The organism is Rhodococcus yunnanensis NBRC 103083 (assembly GCF_001895005.1).
Taxonomy (GTDB): domain Bacteria; phylum Actinomycetota; class Actinomycetes; order Mycobacteriales; family Mycobacteriaceae; genus Rhodococcoides; species Rhodococcoides yunnanense.
The window spans coordinates 98,770-115,307 of sequence record NZ_BCXH01000017.1 but is presented as its reverse complement, the minus strand read 5'-3'; the positions used below and the strand labels follow the sequence as shown (position 1 = coordinate 115,307).

Below are 16,538 nucleotides of genomic sequence, written 5' to 3'. Positions count from 1 at the left end.
CGTTATCCGGAGACTGCCGCGAGTGCGTCCGGCAGGGTGAACCGTCCTGCGTACAAGGCCTTGCCGACGATCGAACCCTCGACACCCGATTCCACGAGACCTGCGATCGCACGCAGGTCGTCGATGGTCGACACCCCGCCCGATGCGATGACGGGTGCGTTGGTTCTGGCGCACATCTGCGCCAGCAGATCGAGGTTCGGGCCGGTCAGTGTGCCGTCCTTGGTGACGTCGGTGACGACGTAGCGCGAGCACCCGTCACGCTCGAGGCGCTCGAGCACCTCCCACAGATCACCGCCGTCACTGACCCAGCCGCGTCCGCGAAGTCGGTTCTGACCTTCGACGATCAACACGTCGAGGCCGACCGCGACCCGGTCCCCGAACTCGCCGATCGCGCGGGCGCACCACTGCGGATCCTCGAGCGCGGCGGTCCCGAGATTGACACGCGCACAACCCGTTGCGAGAGCCGCGCGCAGAGACTCGTCGTCGCGAATACCGCCGGACAGCTCGACCTTGACGTCCAACTCTCCGACGACGTCAGCGAGGAGCTCGCGGTTGGATCCGCGACCGAAAGCAGCGTCGAGGTCCACCAGATGCACCCACTCGGCGCCGTCGTTCTGCCACGCCAACGCAGCATCGCGCGGAGATCCGTACTTCGTTTCGCTTCCCGCCTCTCCCTGAACGAGACGGACAGCTTCGCCGCCTGCGACATCGACAGCAGGCAATAGGACCAGGCTCACGTGCGCTTATGCTACTGCCCTCGTCGGCGCGGTCGGCTACAGGGTCAGTCGTCGTCGCCGAGCCCTCGCCGCGTCATCCGGGTGGATACGACGCCCATGGCTGTGATGGCCCCAGCGATACCGATGGCAACGATGAGAAGACCCCATCCGGGTCCAGGACGCACCAGTGCCACCACAAGGGTGGTAAGCGCGAGCACCAGGGTGGCGCTGCCCAGTGACGCCAGCGCAAGGCGGCCGAACGAGAATTCTCGGTCGCTCACCGGACCTACCTCACATCGTTCACAGCGAGTCGACCCAGTTCTTCAACAGAGCAGCGCCCGCGTCACCTGACTTCTCGGGGTGGAACTGAGTTGCCGACAGAGCTCCGTTCTCCACTGCAGCGAGGAAGTCGCCACCGTGTTCCGCCCATGTCAGCAGCGGCGCCGGAAGGGTATCCGACACATCCATCTCCCACCGCTGCGTCGCATAGGAATGCACGAAATAGAAACGGGTGTCGGCCTCGATACCGTCGAACAACACGCTCTTCTCCGGGGCCCGGACGGTGTTCCATCCCATGTGCGGCAGTACCGCCGCAGGCAAGCGCTCGACCGTGCCGGGCCATTCACCACAGCCGTCGGCTTCGACGCCGAACTCGACGCCCTTCTCGAACATGATCTGCATCCCGACGCAGATACCGAGCACCGGACGGCCCCCTGCGAGCCGCTGATCGATGATCCGGTCACCCTTGACGCCGAGCAGACCCTCCATGCACGCCGCGAATGCGCCGACGCCAGGAACGACAAGACCGTCTGCGGCCAACGCGGCCTTGGGATCGGAGGTCACCTCCACGTCGGCCCCGACGCGGTCGAGTGCACGCTTGGCCGAGTGCAGATTGCCCGAGCCGTAATCGAGCAACGCCACAGATTTCATGACGCGAGTCTATCCGGCTGTACTCGGCGCGATATCGCCACCACCGCGGCCATCGCCACCGCGAACACAGCGGCCATCGCGAATCCAGAGCTGTAGCCGACAGTTCCGACGACGATTCCGAGCGCCATCGCCCCGGCTCCTGTTCCGGCGTCGAAGCCGATGTTCCATGCTGCACTGGCCTGGCTGTACCGCTCGGGGCCTGCCGCGTCGAACGTCATCACGAGACTGTCGTTCTGGGTGGCGCCGTATCCGATACCGAAGACGACCGCGGCGATCAGGAAGACAAAAGCGGGATTGGGCCCGTGTACCGAGTACGCGAACACCGCAACACCCGCCGACACGAGCACGAGCGCCGGGGCGAGTGCTCTACCGATTCCGAGGTGATCGGCAATCGCACCCGCGCCGTAGCGGCCGATGAGCATCGAGCCGCTGACGACGGCGAGTGCAGCACCGATGAGCGATTCACGACCTGGTTCGGCGATGGGAAGCAGACTGGACAGGCCACCGAACGACGCCGATGCAGCTGCGATGGCGAAGCACGGAATCGCGACCCGGCGGAAGGTCCACCGTTGGCCCGACGATGGGCCGCTGGGCTGCGCTGCAGGGCGGACCGGCGGAAGAAATGCGATGGCCACCAGGCCGGCGAGAGGCACTGCCGCACCCAGCACGAACACCACCGTCGGCGCCGCCGCGAACACGGCAAGCCCGACGGGCAACGTCACCATCTGCGCGAGCGCCACCGCAATCCCCTGCGCACCCGTCGCGCGGCCGAGCTGCGCGGCGGGCGCAAGTTCGGCGACGAGCGCAGCGCCTGCCACCGTGAGCATCCCGAAACCGATGCCTCGCACCGCCGACACCGTCAGGGCTGGAATCACGTTCACCGACATCGCGAACGCCAACGCAGGCAACCCGAGAAACATGCAACCGGCCGCGAGCACGAGGCGGTGTCCGAACCGAACCAGCATCCGCGGGACGAACAACTGCGTCGCGACGGTCGTTGCCATGAACAGTGCCGTGCTGGCGCCCGCTACGGCGTCCGATCCACCACCGACCGAAATGGCCAGCGGTACGACAGGAAGAAGTAGTCCCCACCCACCGAATGCTGCAGCCCCCATGGCCATCGCGGCGGGAAGGCCACGGATGGACAGCAGCGAACTCAAGGAGGCGTCACAGACTTCCCTTGGTCGACGGGATGCCGGTGACCCGCGGATCGAACTCGACGGCCTGACGCAGCGCGCGCGCCACCGCTTTGAACTCTGCCTCGGTGATGTGGTGCGGGTCGCGTCCGTACAGAACTCGAACGTGCAGCGCGATTCGCGCGTTCATCGCCAGCGATTCGAACACGTGCCGATTGATCACGGTCGAGTACGGAACACCCGGGTAGCCGCCGATGACCGAATGAACGAGGTAGTCCGGCTCGCCGGTGTGCACGCAGTACGGTCGCCCCGACACGTCGACCGAGGCGTGTACCTGCGTCTCGTCCATCGGAATGAATGCGTCGCCGAAACGGGTGATACCCGACTTGTCGCCGAGGGCCTGCCCGAGCGCTTGGCCGAGGACGATCGCAGTGTCCTCGACGGTGTGGTGTGCGTCGATCTCGACATCACCTTTGGCATGCACGGTGAGATCGAAGCGTGCATGCGTACCGAGCGCGGTCAGCATGTGGTCGAAGAACGCAACACCGGTGGAGATGTCCACGATGCCGGTACCGTCGAGATTCAGTTCGACGGTGATGTCGGACTCCTTGGTCGCGCGTTCGATGCGCGCGATGCGCGGTGCCGTGGTCATCGGTTGGTCTCCGGTTCCGGTGTGGTCGCCAGTTCGCCTCGCGCCAGCGAGGCGCTGACGTCGAGGAATCGATCGTTCTCCGTGTCGAGACCGATGGTGGTACGCAGATATCCGGTTATCCCGACATCGCGGATCAGCACTCCCTCGTCGAGGTAGCGCTTCCAGGTCGCGGCCGCGTCCGAGAATCGCCCGAACAGTACGAAATTCGCATCACTCGGGATGACGTCGTACCCGAAACTCGTCAGTGCAGCCATCACCCGATCCCTCTCCGACGAGAGCCTGGCCACGCTGCCGAGCGTCTCCGACGCATGCCGCAACGCAGCGAGCGCTGCAGCCTGCGTGACGACCGACAGGTGATAGGGCAAGCGCACCAACAGCATCGCGTCGACGACGGCGGGCGCCGCGACGAGATATCCGAGCCGCCCACCCGCGAAGGCGAAGGCCTTGCTCATCGTGCGGCTGACGACCAGCTTCGTCGGATACTCGTCGATGAGTCCGATCGCGCTGGGCAGTGCCGAGAATTCGGCATACGCCTCGTCCACGATGACGATTCCGTTGGCGGCGTCGAGAATTCGCCTCAGGTCACCCTCGGGGATACTGTGGCCGGTCGGGTTGTTGGGGCTCGTCACGAACACCACGTCCGGGTTGCGCTCGGCCACAGCCGACACCGCATGGTCGATGTCCAGTGAGAAGTCCTCGCGCCGCAGTGCCTCGATCCACTCGGTCTGCGTGCCCGAGGAGATGATCGGGTGCATCGAGTACGAGGGGACGAAGCCGAGGGACGAACGTCCCGGTCCGCCGAACGCCTGCAGCAGTTGCTGCAGAATTTCGTTGGAGCCGTTGGCGGCCCACACGTTCGAGACATCCACCGCGAACGACGTCTGCGTGGTCAGATACTCCGCCAGCGAAGACCGCAGTTCGACGGCGTCGCGGTCGGGGTATCGATGCAGCTGTGTCGCCGCGACACGGACGGACTCGGCGACATCGTCGACCAGTGCCTGCGTCGGCGGGTGCGGGTTCTCGTTGGTGTTGAGCTGAACGGGCACCGTCAGTTGTGGCGCACCGTAGGCGGATCTGCCGCGCAGGCTCTCCCGAAGCGGCAGGTCGTCGAGCGAAACGGACTGTCCCGCGACGGAGGTCACGACGTCAATCCTTCGAATCGGAGACGGACGGCTTCACCGTGCGCCGGAAGGTCCTCGGCGTTCGCCAAGGCGATCACGTGACCGGCAACGTCTTCGAGCGCCGCCTTCGAGTAGTCGACGACGTGAATGCCGCGCAGGAACGTCTGCACGCTCAGCCCGGACGAGTGGCGTGCACATCCTGCGGTGGGCAGAACGTGATTCGATCCGGCGCAGTAGTCGCCGAGACTCACCGGCGACCATGCACCCACGAATATCGCTCCGGCACTGCGTACTCGGCTCGCGATGTCGGATGCGTTCTCGGTCTGGATCTCGAGGTGTTCGGCCGCGTACGCGTTCACGACGGCCAATCCCTGATCGAGGTCGTCGACGAGAATCGTTCCCGACTGTGCGCCGGACAGTGCGGTAGCCACCCGCTCGGCGTGCTTGGTCACACCCAGCTGCGCCTGCAACGCCTCGTCCACGGCGCCGGCCAGCTCGGGACTGGTGGTGACGAGGACGCTCGCGGCCATGACGTCGTGCTCGGCCTGACTGATCAGATCCGCGGCGACATGCAGTGGGTCCGCCGTGTGATCGGCGAGGATCGCGATCTCCGTCGGGCCTGCTTCGGCGTCGATACCCACGAGACTGCGGCACAGTCGCTTCGCTGCCGTGACGTAGATGTTGCCCGGACCGGTGATGAGGTCGACGGGTGCGAGTTCACCTCCGTCGGTGTCGGTGCCGCCGTAGGTGAGCAATGCGATGCCCTGGCCACCGCCGACAGCCCACACTTCCTCCACGCCCAGCAGCTGCGCCGCCGCGAGAATGGTCGGGTGCGGCAGTCCGCCGAATTCGGCTTGCGGAGGTGACGCGACGACGAGCGAACCGACGCCTGCAGTCTGGGCAGGGACGACGTTCATGACGACCGACGACGGGTAGACGGCGTTGCCCCCTGGCACGTACAGGCCGACGCGCTCCACGGGAACCCACCGCTCGGTGACGGTTCCGCCTGGTACGACCTCGGTTGTCGTGTCGGTGCGTCGTTGATCGGCGTGTACGAGACGGGTTCGGGCTATCGCGACGTCGAGCGCATCGCGCACCGCAGGATCGAGCTCGCCGAGTGCTTTCTCCAGTGCCTCGGCCGGAACACGGACGTGATCCGGACGAACTCCGTCGAACTGCTCGCTGTAGTCGAGTGCTGCGTCGACACCGCGGTCACGCACTGCCTCGACGACCGGACGGACGTGATGCAGCACCGCGTCGACATCCACTCCGCCGCGAGGGAGGGCGCCGCGTAGTTCGGCGGTGGATGGAGTTCGGCCGCGCAGATCCACGCGGGCGAGCTCGATGCGGGCAGGCATAGTGATATCCCTTCGAAAGTTCCGGGTGTCGAAGCTCAAGGATAGTTTGCTGCGATGTCGGCTATCGCCGCACGTCCCACAGATGGTGGATCGGGTCGTGGATGTAGTACTGCGCCAGGGTTTCGACGGTGAACTCGGCACCGTCGCTGCGACGGCCGGCCCGCGATCTCTCCGACGGCGAAACAGCCTCGAAGGCCGACGCAAGAGCGCACGCAGCCTCGTTCAGCTCGGCGGCGACCGTCGCCGGATTCTGGGCGTTGTAGTCCTCGGCCATCGCCGTCGCGTCCTGATCCCAGTTCGCGAACAGCGGAGCGTCCTGTTCCAGAACGAGCGCGAGTCGCTCGCGGAAGATTCGATGCACGTCTCGTACGTGGGCGCCGTATTCGAGGGGCGACCACGTCTGCTGATCCGGCCTGATCGACACGTCGGGCCGTGCGAGTACGGATTCCCACGCGTGAAGATCCGACCGAATCAGATCGGGTACGGCGTCGATCGTCACGGCACCGGCGAAGAATCCGCACTCCGGGCACGGTCGTTCCAGCACCCACGTCCAGTTCTTGGTGTCAGGGACTATCGCCATGCCGCGAGTGTAGATCCCCCGATGCCGTTCCTGAGCTCAGGCCGTTCCTGACCTCAGGCCGTTCCTGACCTCAGGCCGTTCCTGACCTCAGGCGTACTTGCGCGCCAATTGCTCGAGCGTCGAGCTGATTCCCTTCGCGTTCTGCTGCGGCATCTTGAAGACCTCCAGCACCTTGGGCGCCTTCGCCGTGCCGTACTGGAACGCTTCGGTCACCGTGGTGACTCCCGGCTGCTTCTCCTCGAACTCCCATCGCCACGTATGTCCGAGCGGATGCTGCCACTCGATGACCTTGGTGGTGTCGGCGTCGACGAAGCTCGTCACCGTGCTCGTGATGCGGTAGGGCACCCCGTACTGCTTCATACCCACCGAGAACTTGGCGCCCTCCGCAAGCCGCTCGGGGCCCTTGACCGTCTCCTTGACCGTTCCCGAGCCATCCAGTTCGCCGTGTCGATGCGGGTCGGCCACGATCGCGAAAAGCTCTGCGGCCGAGGCATTGACCTCGATCTGCCGTGCCACCACGCGGTTACCTCTGTCGATCGTTCGTATCGAAGCCATGTGCGTACGGTACCCACAGCGGCGACCTTCAAGCCACGCGATTTGACCTGCGTAGTTCAATGGATCGATGACCTGGCAAGTGTGGCTCACTTTTCTCGGCGCGAGCGTCGTCATCAGTCTCTCGCCCGGTGCCGGTGCCATCGCGTCGATGTCCACCGGCCTGCGTTACGGTCTGCGACGCGGATACTGGAACATCGCCGGCTTGCAGATCGGCCTCGTACTTCAGATCGCGATCGTCGCAGTGGGGCTCGGAGCACTTCTGGCGAACTCCGCACTGGCATTCTCGGCCATCAAGTGGTTCGGGGTTCTCTATCTCGTCTACCTCGGGATACGGCAGTGGCGAGCGGCACCGACCGACATCGCGGATGCGCCGCCGGTGGCGGACGGCAGTGCCGCGATGGTCGCTCGCGGGTTCCTCGTCAACGCCAGCAACCCGAAAGCCGTCGTGTTCATGCTGGCAGTACTGCCACAGTTCCTGGATCCGACGAGCCCGCTGCTCCCTCAGTACCTCGTGATCGCCGCGACGATGGTCGCCATCGACATGCTGGTGATGACCGGATACACCGCTCTGGCCTCCAGGGTTCTGCGCGTGATGCGCTCGCGCCGCCAGCAACTCGGTGTGAACCGAACGTTTGCGGGGCTCTTCTTCGTCGCGGCAACATTCCTCGCAACGATTCGCCGTGTGACTCCGGTCTGATCCATGCCTTGAAATACGCCGCCTTGACATGCGCCGCCTTGACATGCGCCCTGCGAGCTGCGATACATGGTCCATGATCGGACACCTACCCGACATCTGGCCCATCCCTCCGGTATGGGGGTGGCTGAGCTTGGTCTACAACGCCGTCGCCGAATGGTGGAACCAGTTCTGAGACACTGGGCCGGTGAGCAGTAAGGGTGCAGTGTCGGCATGTCCATGCCTTCGGGGCGAGCCGTTCGAGGTGTGCTGCCTGCCGTTCCTGCGCGGAGACAAGGCAGCGCCGACGGCCGAGCACCTCATGAGATCGCGCTACTCCGCGTTCAGCGTGCGGGACATCGACTACCTCTACCGCAGCTGGCACCCGGCGACGGCGCCGCGTGATCTGACGCTCGATCCGCTACAGAAGTGGTACCGGCTCGACGTCCACGGCTCGACTGCAGGAGGAATCCTCGACGACGAAGGCACCGTCGAGTTCAGTGCGTATTACAAGCATCCCGACGGCAACGGCGTGCTGACGGAAACGAGTCGTTTCGTCCGTCGCGACGGCCTGTGGGTCTACATGGATGGAGTCGTGACCGGCAGCTGAGTGACCGGCCGCCCGGTGACTACTTGCGGAGCTTTTGCGGACGGTTCGTCGCGGCTCGGCGCGCTTCTTCCTTCGCCTTGACCCGCTCGGCCTCGGCACGGACCTCGGCCTGAGTGCGTCGCTCCTTCACCAACCACGCGGGCTTGGATTCGAGCAGTTCTTCGATCTGCGCTGCCGTCAGCGCCTCGGTCACCTCGGCACGCGCCAATCCGGCGATCGAGACGCCGAGCTTGCGCGCGATGACATCCTTGGGAAACGGTCCGTTCTCCTGAAGTTCCGAAAGCCAGGCGGGCGGCTCCCGGCGAATCGCGTCGAGATCGGCCCTGGACAGCGGCGTGTTCTGAAATTCTTCGGGCGCGGCCTGTAGGTAGATACCGAGCTTGCTCGCCGCGGTCAGGGGCTTCATGTGCTGTTGCTTCTTCTCCGGGCTCACCCGTACAGCTTATCCGCACGGACGAAGGGTCGACGCCACCGTCCGGGCACGCGGTGTTCGTCGCATACTGTTGACACGTGAATCTCGAAGTACAGGTCCTGCGCTGGTACATCGCCGTGGCGGAGGAGCTGCATTTCGCGCGCGCGGCGAAGTCGCTGAACATCGCCCGAACTCGGTTGAGCCGAGCCGTGACAGATCTCGAGACCGAACTGGGCTACCCGCTGTTCGTCCCAGGCGCGTCGCCGACAACACTCACCGAAGCCGGATCCGAGTTCCTCCCCGAGGCGCGGCGAATCGTGGCAGAGGACGAAGAACTACGGCGCCGTGAGGCGGCGGACAGGCTGTCCCCCACCTTCACCATCGGATACACCGAGGGCGTCACACTGACCAAGTGGACTCGCATCTGGGCCGAGCGATTCCCGGACATCGAGCTGAACCTCGTGTCGACGACAGCTCCGACACAGCTCGAGTCCCTGCTCGACGATTCCGTCGACGTCGGCTTCGTGCGTCTGCCCATCGAGCGCGACGGGTTGAGTGTCATCACCTTGTACGAGGAGGTCGTCGTCGTCGTCGTCCCGAAAGACCATCCCGTTGCCGCCTACGACCGCGTGCCGGTGACCGATCTCGCCGACGAGCATCTGCTGCAAGACCCGGTCACGGTGCCCGAATGGGCCGCCGTGGCGACGGAGATCGCCGATGGCACACGTTCGACGCCACCCGAGGTGCACTCCAACGCCGAGCTCCTCGAATATGTCGCAGCCGGCTTGGGTATCGCCGTGGTTCCGCAGTCGATCGCGCGTCTGCACGCCCGGAAAGACCTCGTGTACCGCCCGGTCGACGGGGTCGCGGGATCGCCGATCGCGATCGCTTGGCCCACGTCCAAGACCACCGAGCAGGTCGAAGAGTTCGTCGGTATCGTGCGCGGCCGGTCGGTCCGCAGCTCGCGAGGCCCGGCGTCGACACCAACCGCGCCGGCGCGAAGGAAGCCGGCTCGAACGAAGAAGCCACCGCCGAGCAAAGCGAGCCGGGATCCGCGCAGAAAGCCGCCGACAGGCAATCGCCCGAAACGCAAGTAAGCGCGATCAGATGCCGAGGCCTCGCAGTTTGTCGATGTCTCGGCGTTCACGTTTGGTCGGTCGACCTGCGCCTCGATCGCGGCGCGGGACCGATGCCAGTACTTCTTTCGGCGGCGGCGGTGGACTACGGTCGATCATGCATTCGGACACCACGGCGGCACCCACCCGCTTCGAGATGGGGCGGATGATCACGACGATCTTCTCCAGCCCGCCGACACGCAGCCGGACCTCGTCGTCGGGGCCGACGCGCTGGCCTGGCTTCGCGGCGGTGCCGTTCACACGGACGTGGCCCGACCGGCACGCTGCAGCAGCGGCCGATCGGGTCTTGAAAAGGCGGACCGCCCAGATCCAACTGTCGAGACGAACGCTCTGATTTTCGGGCATCGACACCGAATTTACATGTCCAGCCCGAGATCGAGCACCGTCACCGAGTGCGTCAGCCCTCCGACTGCGAGGAAGTCGACACCCGTCTTGGCGTAATCGTGCGCCACGTCGATGGTCAGTCCGCCCGATGATTCGAGCTTCGTTGCCGGAGACAGCTTCGCTCGTCGTTGCACCGCCATCTGGGTCTGCCACAGTGCGAAGTTGTCGAGCAACACCAGTTCGACGTCCTCGGCCAGTACCTCGTCGAGTTGTTCGAGGCTGTCCACTTCGACCTCGCACTCGATATCGGGAGACACAGCCCGCACGGCTTTCAACGCTGCGACGACCGAGCCCGCGGCCGCGACATGGTTGTCCTTGATCAAGGCCGCATCACCGAGACCCATGCGATGGTTGACCCCGCCGCCTGCACGGACCGCATACTTCTGCAGCGCCCGCAGACCCGGCAAGGTCTTACGGCTGTCGCGAATTCTCGCGTCGGTGTCGGCGACCTCGGCAACCCACGCTGCAGTCGCCGTGGCTATCCCGGACAGGTGGCAGATCAGGTTCAGCATCGTGCGCTCGGCGGTCAACAGTCCGCGTGTGGGGGCGGTGACCGTGAGAACCGACTGTCCTGGAACAACCGTCGATCCGTCGTCCGATCGATCCGCCACCTCGTAGGTTCCTGCGCCGAGCACCTCGTCGAGCACCACGAGTCCGACGTCGATACCGGCGATCGTGCCCGGCACCCTCGCGACGACCGATGCAGTGGCGACGGCGTCGGCGCTCACAGTGGCAGTGGTCGTCACGTCGGGCCCGTAACGCAGGTCCTCGTCGAGGGCGAGCCGAACGAGCGCGCGGACCTCATCGGGATCGAGTCCCTGTTCGGTCAATGCATTCACTTATCCCACTCCCGTCATGAGATCCATGTCGTCGACGCCGGATGGCACACGAAGTTCGAGATCTCCGTGCGCATTCCGGCGTACTCGTGTGCTTCGCCTCATGGCCGGGTCCGCCCCTGGGTGGTCGCGGCGCGTATGGCAACCGCGGCTCTCGGTCCGTTCGGACGCGGCGAGCGCGAGAGCAGATGCGGACACCGTGAGGGCGGCGTCCTCCCATACCGATCCGCGCGGTTCCGCAGGGACAGCACCGTTCACCGCTCGCGTGACGACATCGAGACCGTCTCGGTCTCGGACCACACCGGCATGCTCGGTCATCAACGTCTGCAGTCGATGCCGGGGAACGCTCACGGTCGAGGGCAGCGAGATGTCGGCAGGATCAGCCCTACGTCCGAGCCGTTGCGCCCCTGCGATGCCTGCACGCCCACCCACGACGAGGCCTTCGAGGAGACTGTTCGACGCGAGACGGTTGGCGCCGTGCAGTCCGGTTCGGGCAACTTCTCCTGCCGCGAGCAGACCTGGAACACCGGTGCGACCCCATACATCCGTCACCACACCACCGCACGAGTAGTGCGCCGCCGGGGCAACGGGTATCAACTGAGCCTGCGGGTCGATTCCGACCGCGAGGCAGGACGCGGTGACCGTCGGGAAGCGAGTGTGGAAATCGCGTACCGCACGCGCGTCGAGCAGGACGTGATCCGTGCCGGTGCGGTGAAGCTGCTCGGCGATGGCGCGCGAGACCACATCCCGCGGTGCCAGATCACGCAGCGGGTGCACCCCGGTCATGAAGCGGGTGCCTTCCAGGTCCACCAGGTGCGCGCCTTCACCTCGAACAGCCTCGCTGACAAGGGGTCTGCGGCCCGTCGAACCTGCCGCGAACAGAACGGTCGGGTGGAACTGGACGAATTCGATGTCCGAGACCTCGGCACCTGCATCGAGAGCCAGTGCGATCCCGTCTGCGGTGGCTCCCGGCGGATTGGTGCTGCACGAGTACAACTGTCCGAGTCCACCGGTCGCGAGCAGCACGGTGGGTGAATGGATGACGCCGTAGCCCGCGGACGAATGCGCCAGCACTCCGGCGACGTCGCCCTGCACGGTCAGCACTCGGACCACCGACGTTCCGAACAGCACGGTATGGCCCGACTCGTTCAGTGCACGTTGGACTTCCGCACCGGTCGCATCGCCACCCGAGTGAATGATGCGGCGTACTCGGTGACCGCCCTCCATGGTCCGCGAGACACCGCCGTCGACCCCTCGGTCGAACATCGCTCCGAGGGACTCGAGGACGGCGACGGCCTCCGGGCCTGCGTCGACGATGGATCGTACGGCCTCCTCGTCGCACAATCCCGCGCCTGCGTCGCATGTGTCCTGCACGTGCGACTCCACCGAATCACCTTCGACGGCGGTCCCCGGCACCGCGATACCGCCTTGCGCGTACTGCGTCGCGGTATCCGTCGGACCACCTTTGCTGACCGTCAGGACCGCCAGTCCACGACGCGAGGCCGAGATCGCCGCGCTCAGGCCCGCGACTCCTCCGCCGACGACCACCAGATCCGCCGTCGCCTCCCATGCGACCGACGGTGATATCCCCCCGACGGGTGGCGTCACTCTCCGCCGCCAGGCGTGCCGATCTCGATCATGCGCTGCACCGACTTGCTGGCCACGTGCGCGGTTTCGAGATCCACATGGACCTCGTCCTTGCCCTCGACGAGGCAGCGAAGCAAGGCGGCCGGGGTGATCATCTTCATGTAGCCGCACGATGCACGGTCGTTGACCGCCTGGAAATCGACATCGGGTGCAGCGCGGCGCAGCTGGTGCAACATTCCGATCTCGGTAGCCACCAGAACCTGCTTGGCACCCGTCTGCCGCGCTGCGTCGAGCATGCCGCCCGTCGAGAGGATCTTGACCTTGTCGGGTGCGACGAAACCCTCGCCCGCGAGGTACAGAGCGGATGTGGCGCAGCCGCATTCGGGGTGAACGTACAGTTCCGCGTCGGGGTGGCTACGCGACTTCTCGGCAAGTTCGTCGCCGTTGATGCCCGCGTGTACGTGGCACTCGCCCGCCCAGATATGGAGATTGTCGCGCTTGGTCACGCGCTTGACGTGTGCACCGAGGAACTGGTCGGGAAGGAACAGAATGTCGCGGTTCGGGTCGATCGACTCGACTACCTCGACGGCATTGGACGACGTGCAGCAGATGTCGGTGAGTGCCTTGATCTCCGCCGTCGTGTTGACGTACGAGACGACGATCGCATGCGGAAAGTCGGCTTTCCACTCACGCAACTGGTCTGCCGTGATCGAGTCGGCAAGCGAGCACCCGGCCCGCTGGTCCGGAATCAGGACGGTCTTGGACGGGCTGAGAATCTTGGCTGTCTCCGCCATGAAGTGCACGCCGCAGAAGACGATCTCGTCCTCGGGTACCTCGGCTGCCATACGCGAGAGAGCCAACGAGTCTCCGACGTAATCCGCGACGTCCTGAATCGCAGGCAGCTGGTAATTGTGCGCCAGCAGCGTCGCTCCCCGCTGACGAGCAAGTCGCTTGATCTCGGCGGCCCACTCCTCGGTCGGTTCCACGCCGCCGTATCCCCCTGGACCGTCGACGATGTTCGCGTACCCCGCCCATGCGGAATCGGCGCGCATCGAGCCGTCGGCGATCGAGTGGCCGGTTGCCGAACCGACAGTCTCGACACGGGTTGCACTGCTCGTCATGGCGGTACTCCTTCATCGATCGTCCGGTATGTGAATCCCGCTGGTTACCGCCCTGCAGGTTCCGCTCCCGGTCCAGATTTCCTTCGTGGGGGTTTTCGACTTAGAATCGAAAACATGACACATCGTATCACTGTGCACGAAGTACTCATCGCGGTGTTCCAGGTTCGGACCTTCACCGCGGCACAGGGACCCGAACTCGCGGTGCTGCTCTGGCAGCGTGCCCGCGAACCCGAGGAAGGATCCTGGTCACTTCCCGGCGGCGTCCTCGCAACCGACGAGGACCTGTCGACGTCGGCCAGGAGGCAGCTCGCCGAAAAGGTCGATGTCCGCACGGTCGCTCACCTCGAGCAGCTCTCGATCTTCAGTGATCCCGACCGGGTGCCCGGCGACCGCCGCATCGCCTCGAACTTCCTCGGCCTCGTGCCGATCTCGTCGGACCCGACGCTTCCGGTCGACACCGCGTGGCACCCCGTCGCCCGGCTTCCCGCAACGTCGTTCGACCACGGAACAGTGGTACGCCACGCCCGGACACGTCTCGTCGCGAAACTCTCCTATACCAACATCGCGTTCGCGCTTGCGCCCGTCGAATTCGCGATGTCGACCCTCAGAGAGATCTACGCCGCCGCGCTCGGATATCAGGTCGATGCCACCAACCTGCAGCGAGTGCTCGCGCGACGGAAAGTGTTGGAGGCGACGGGAAGGACGTCGCCGTCGGGGAAAGCAGGCGGCAGACCTCCCGCCCTCTACCGGTTCGCCGACGCGTCCCTGCGCGTCACCGACGAATTCGCCGCCCTCCGACCTCCTGGTCAGGCGTGATCGCTCTCCATCGACGACGCGTCGGCAGCGACATCCAGTGTGTGCTCGTCCGGTGTATCGATCAGGTTGTCGTGCGGGTTCATCGCCGCCAGCAACACCACGACGAGTGACATCACGAGAGGGGTGATCGTCAACACGAGCGGCGATTCCATTCCTGGTGCCACGGCGACGACGCTGCCGACCTCGGGATCGTCGGGGCGGGAGTGGACGAGCCCCGCGATCCAGACGCCGAGACCTACTGTGATCGCGGAACCGACGACCGTCCCGATCAACAGACCGAGGTACAGCACGGGCCCACGCCTGCTTCGCCACGTCCAGAATGCGACCGGCAGCACGACGCCGACGATCACCGAGATGCACGCGAGAAGAGCGAGCGAGTCGAATCGGTGCAGACTCTCGCCCGTGAGTGCGGCGCCCTGCCCCGGTGCCACGACGACGAACTGCTCGGCCGGCGCACACAGCGCCCACACCACGCCGCCGATCACTCCGATGCCGGCCGAGACAGCAGCCACCACCAGCACCGTTCCGGCGCGTCCTACGCCGGCACCACTGCGCCACACAGCTCTAACGCCTGTCGTGAGACGTCGAGTCGGTGACGCCGTGCCGCGAGCAGACGGCCGACCACCCGTCGGGAACGATTTGCACGATCATCCGGCGACCACATTCACGGCAGAAGCGAGGGGGTTCGAGGCCGAGCCGCGCCGCAGCAGGCACGGAAACGATGACACCTGCCACCACGGGCTGCCCGGTGAAGGGGTTGTACCGCTCCTCGCTCGTCACGCAACCCACCTTAGATGGTCGAGCCGAGAGCCTTGATCGGCATGCTCAGGGTGTCGAGCAGGTCGAGGTCCTGTTCCGCGGGCCGACCGAGGGTTGTCAGGTAGTTGCCCACGATCACCGCATTGATTCCGCCGAGGATTCCCTTCCGCGCACCCAGATCGCCCAGGGTTATCTCGCGGCCACCGGCGAACCTAAGGATCGTCTTCGGCAATGCCAGGCGGAATGCCGCGACCGCTCGAAGGGCCTCGGAGGCGGGAAGGACTTCGAGGTCACCGAACGGCGTACCGGGGCGGGGATTGAGGAAATTGAGTGGGACCTCGTCCGGCTCGAGCGACGCCAGATCGGCGGCGAACTCGGCTCGCTGTTCCAGGGACTCCCCCATCCCGAGAATTCCTCCGCAGCACACCTCCATGCCTGCGTCCCTGACCATGCGCAGCGTTCCCCAGCGCTCTTCCCACGTGTGCGTGGTGACGACGTTCGGAAAATACGACCTGGCCGTCTCGAGATTGTGGTTGTACCTGTGCACTCCCATGCCTGCGAGTTGGTCCACCTGGTCCTGAGTCAGCATCCCGAGCGAGCACGCGATGTCGATCTCGACTTCGTTCCTGATCGCCTCGATCCCCGCTGCTACCTGAGCGAGAAGCCGATCGTCCGGACCGCGGACAGCCGCGACGATGCAGAACTCGGTCGCCCCCGATTTGGCGGTCTGCTTTGCCGCTTCGACGAGACTGGGAATGTCCAGGCGCGCTGCTCGCACGGGAGACTCGAACAATCCGGACTGCGAGCAGAAGTGGCAGTCCTCCGGGCAGCCACCGGTCTTGAGGCTGACGATCCCCTCGACCTCGACTTCCGGCCCACACCAGGTCATGCGTACCTCGTGCGCCACGGCGAGGAGTTCCTCCAGGCGGTCGTCGGGTAGGTGCAGAACGTCGAGAACCTGCTCCCGAGACAATCCCGTGCCTTCGGCGAGCACCTGTTCGCGGGCAACCGCGAGAATGTCGGTCGATACCTGTGTCACGAGCGGCTCCTCAGCATGATTCCTGGACAAGATTGAACGGTGTTCAAGTTGAACGGCGTTCAGGTTATGCTGGGCATCGATGGGTGTCAAAGCCGATACACGAGACAGGGGCGCATA

The 16,538-nt window shown here is 65.3% G+C and carries 21 protein-coding genes; 4 read left to right on the top strand and 17 right to left on the bottom strand.

The window, feature by feature from the left end; genetic code table 11:
* Nucleotides 1-2: 2 nt before the first annotated feature.
* The 9 genes from priA to RY1_RS23085 form a co-directional block, all read right to left on the bottom strand.
* Nucleotides 3-737, bottom strand: coding sequence for a bifunctional 1-(5-phosphoribosyl)-5-((5-phosphoribosylamino)methylideneamino)imidazole-4-carboxamide isomerase/phosphoribosylanthranilate isomerase PriA (priA, locus tag RY1_RS23125; RefSeq protein WP_072806390.1), 735 nt, complete (start codon nucleotides 735-737; stop codon nucleotides 3-5).
* 44 nt (nucleotides 738-781) lie between these two features.
* Nucleotides 782-997, bottom strand: coding sequence for a hypothetical protein (locus RY1_RS23120; RefSeq protein WP_072806389.1), 216 nt, complete (start codon nucleotides 995-997; stop codon nucleotides 782-784).
* Nucleotides 998-1,016: 19 nt separating this feature from the next.
* The gene (hisH, locus tag RY1_RS23115; protein WP_072806388.1) at nucleotides 1,017-1,646 is read right to left on the bottom strand and encodes an imidazole glycerol phosphate synthase subunit HisH; all 630 of its coding nucleotides are present in this window, start codon (nucleotides 1,644-1,646) and stop codon (nucleotides 1,017-1,019) included.
* Nucleotides 1,643-2,767 (bottom strand): MFS transporter, encoded by a 1,125-nt coding sequence (locus tag RY1_RS23110; protein WP_072806387.1) that lies wholly within the window; start codon nucleotides 2,765-2,767, stop codon nucleotides 1,643-1,645. The genes hisH and RY1_RS23110 overlap by 4 nt, the downstream gene beginning before the upstream one ends.
* A 46-nt stretch (nucleotides 2,768-2,813) precedes the next feature.
* Nucleotides 2,814-3,434 (bottom strand): imidazoleglycerol-phosphate dehydratase HisB, encoded by a 621-nt coding sequence (hisB, locus tag RY1_RS23105; RefSeq protein WP_072806386.1) that lies wholly within the window; start codon nucleotides 3,432-3,434, stop codon nucleotides 2,814-2,816.
* A complete protein-coding gene (locus RY1_RS23100) occupies nucleotides 3,431-4,576 on the bottom strand; it encodes a histidinol-phosphate transaminase (protein ID WP_072806385.1) in 1,146 nt (381 codons plus the stop codon). Before RY1_RS23100 ends, hisB begins: the two co-directional genes overlap by 4 nt.
* Complete coding sequence (hisD, locus tag RY1_RS23095) at nucleotides 4,573-5,913, bottom strand: histidinol dehydrogenase (RefSeq protein ID WP_072806384.1); 1,341 nt, start codon at nucleotides 5,911-5,913, stop codon at nucleotides 4,573-4,575. Before hisD ends, RY1_RS23100 begins: the two co-directional genes overlap by 4 nt.
* 61 nt (nucleotides 5,914-5,974) lie before the next feature.
* On the bottom strand, nucleotides 5,975-6,493 hold the full coding sequence (locus tag RY1_RS23090) for a DinB family protein (RefSeq protein WP_072806383.1): 519 nt from the start codon (nucleotides 6,491-6,493) through the stop codon (nucleotides 5,975-5,977).
* A gap of 87 nt (nucleotides 6,494-6,580) precedes the next feature.
* Complete coding sequence (locus tag RY1_RS23085) at nucleotides 6,581-7,048, bottom strand: SRPBCC family protein (protein WP_072806382.1); 468 nt, start codon at nucleotides 7,046-7,048, stop codon at nucleotides 6,581-6,583.
* A gap of 67 nt (nucleotides 7,049-7,115) precedes the next feature.
* On the opposite strand from RY1_RS23085, the gene rhtB reads away from it, so the two are divergent.
* Both rhtB and RY1_RS23075 read left to right on the top strand, forming a co-directional pair.
* Entirely contained in the window at nucleotides 7,116-7,745 is a 630-nt protein-coding gene (gene rhtB, locus RY1_RS23080) for a homoserine/homoserine lactone efflux protein (RefSeq protein WP_072806381.1), read from the top strand.
* A gap of 184 nt (nucleotides 7,746-7,929) precedes the next feature.
* A complete protein-coding gene (locus RY1_RS23075) occupies nucleotides 7,930-8,331 on the top strand; it encodes a YchJ family protein (protein ID WP_245819883.1) in 402 nt (133 codons plus the stop codon).
* Between the two features lie 19 nt (nucleotides 8,332-8,350).
* Here RY1_RS23075 and RY1_RS23070 read toward each other — a convergent pair whose 3' ends face one another.
* Nucleotides 8,351-8,764 (bottom strand): DUF5997 family protein, encoded by a 414-nt coding sequence (locus RY1_RS23070; RefSeq protein WP_072806380.1) that lies wholly within the window; start codon nucleotides 8,762-8,764, stop codon nucleotides 8,351-8,353.
* A gap of 77 nt (nucleotides 8,765-8,841) precedes the next feature.
* On the opposite strand from RY1_RS23070, the gene RY1_RS23065 reads away from it, so the two are divergent.
* The gene (locus tag RY1_RS23065) at nucleotides 8,842-9,840 is read left to right on the top strand and encodes a LysR family transcriptional regulator (RefSeq protein WP_072806379.1); all 999 of its coding nucleotides are present in this window, start codon (nucleotides 8,842-8,844) and stop codon (nucleotides 9,838-9,840) included.
* Nucleotides 9,841-9,846: 6 nt separating this feature from the next.
* On the opposite strand, the gene RY1_RS23060 is transcribed toward RY1_RS23065, so the two are convergent.
* The 4 genes from RY1_RS23060 to nadA are packed head-to-tail and all read right to left on the bottom strand — an operon-like array spanning nucleotide 9,847 to nucleotide 13,738.
* The gene (locus RY1_RS23060) at nucleotides 9,847-10,224 is read right to left on the bottom strand and encodes an RNA-binding S4 domain-containing protein (protein WP_072806425.1); all 378 of its coding nucleotides are present in this window, start codon (nucleotides 10,222-10,224) and stop codon (nucleotides 9,847-9,849) included.
* 11 nt (nucleotides 10,225-10,235) lie between these two features.
* Complete coding sequence (gene nadC, locus RY1_RS23055) at nucleotides 10,236-11,102, bottom strand: carboxylating nicotinate-nucleotide diphosphorylase (protein WP_072806378.1); 867 nt, start codon at nucleotides 11,100-11,102, stop codon at nucleotides 10,236-10,238.
* Nucleotides 11,103-12,707 carry an L-aspartate oxidase gene (locus RY1_RS23050; protein WP_072806377.1) on the bottom strand — a complete coding sequence of 535 codons (1,605 nt, stop codon included), beginning with the start codon at nucleotides 12,705-12,707 and terminating at the stop codon, nucleotides 11,103-11,105. It abuts the gene before it with no gap.
* Entirely contained in the window at nucleotides 12,704-13,738 is a 1,035-nt protein-coding gene (gene nadA, locus RY1_RS23045) for a quinolinate synthase NadA (RefSeq protein WP_072806424.1), read from the bottom strand. The genes RY1_RS23050 and nadA overlap by 4 nt, the downstream gene beginning before the upstream one ends.
* Before the next feature lie 183 nt (nucleotides 13,739-13,921).
* On the opposite strand from nadA, the gene RY1_RS23040 reads away from it, so the two are divergent.
* The gene (locus RY1_RS23040; protein ID WP_072806376.1) at nucleotides 13,922-14,623 is read left to right on the top strand and encodes an NUDIX hydrolase; all 702 of its coding nucleotides are present in this window, start codon (nucleotides 13,922-13,924) and stop codon (nucleotides 14,621-14,623) included.
* Here RY1_RS23040 and RY1_RS23035 read toward each other — a convergent pair.
* Genes RY1_RS23035 through bioB form a run of 3 tightly spaced genes read right to left on the bottom strand, consistent with a single transcriptional unit; the run spans nucleotide 14,614 to nucleotide 16,421 of the window.
* Entirely contained in the window at nucleotides 14,614-15,135 is a 522-nt protein-coding gene (locus RY1_RS23035; protein ID WP_169914805.1) for a DUF2567 domain-containing protein, read from the bottom strand. The genes RY1_RS23040 and RY1_RS23035 overlap by 10 nt on opposite strands.
* Nucleotides 15,136-15,187: 52 nt before the next feature.
* Nucleotides 15,188-15,403: a biotin synthase auxiliary protein BsaP gene (gene bsaP, locus RY1_RS23030; protein WP_072806374.1), complete on the bottom strand. Its 216-nt coding sequence runs from the start codon at nucleotides 15,401-15,403 to the stop codon at nucleotides 15,188-15,190.
* Between the two features lie 10 nt (nucleotides 15,404-15,413).
* On the bottom strand, nucleotides 15,414-16,421 hold the full coding sequence (gene bioB, locus RY1_RS23025) for a biotin synthase BioB (protein WP_072806373.1): 1,008 nt from the start codon (nucleotides 16,419-16,421) through the stop codon (nucleotides 15,414-15,416).
* Nucleotides 16,422-16,538: the final 117 nt, after the last annotated feature.